Here is a 616-nt window from a genome sequence, read left to right as displayed (position 1 = left end):
GCGACGTCGTGGACGCCGTCCGCGGCTTGCTTGCGAAGGAGGCTTGAATGGACAGGCGCGTCGTTATCACCGGAGTGGGCGGCCTGTGCGGACTGGGCACTGACGCCGCCTCTATGTGGAAAGAGATGCGCGAAGGCCGCTCCGCCATCGGCCCGCTCGCCAATTCCGAGCTTCATGACCTGGAGGGCATGACCGGCGCTGAGATCAAGGCGCTGCCCGAGCACGACATCAACCGGGGGCATCTCATCTCCATGGACCGCTTCAGCTTGCTCGCCGTGCTTGCAGCGCGCGAAGCCATGCGGCAGGCCGGACTTTCCTGCGACGAAGGGAATGCCCATCGCTTCGGCGCGACAGTGGGCGTCGGATTTACCGGTTCATACGCAACAGAACAAACTTACCGCTCACTGCTTTTGGGTAGCGCAATCCGTGCTGAACTCTTCACTGGAGTAAAGGTGATGCCCAGCGCCGCTTCCGTCCATCTTAGCTTGAGCCTCGGCTTGCGCGGGCCGGTGTTCGGGGTGACCTCCGCATGTGCCTCGGCCAACCATGCGATCGCCTCGGCGGTGGATCAGATCAAGCTGGGCCGGGCCGACGTAATGGTTTCCGGGGGCAGCGA

The 616-nt window shown here is 63.6% G+C and carries 1 protein-coding gene; it reads left to right on the top strand.

The window, feature by feature from the left end:
- Positions 1 to 47 precede the first annotated feature (47 nt).
- Positions 48 to 616: beta-ketoacyl synthase N-terminal-like domain-containing protein (locus EN846_RS33550; RefSeq protein ID WP_281033163.1), on the top strand; the 569-nt coding region annotated here is incomplete at its 3' end.

This window comes from Mesorhizobium sp. M4B.F.Ca.ET.203.01.1.1 (assembly GCF_004791025.1).
Classification (GTDB): Bacteria; Pseudomonadota; Alphaproteobacteria; order Rhizobiales; family Rhizobiaceae; genus Mesorhizobium; species Mesorhizobium abyssinicae.
This window is presented reverse-complemented; position numbering and strand designations above follow the sequence as displayed.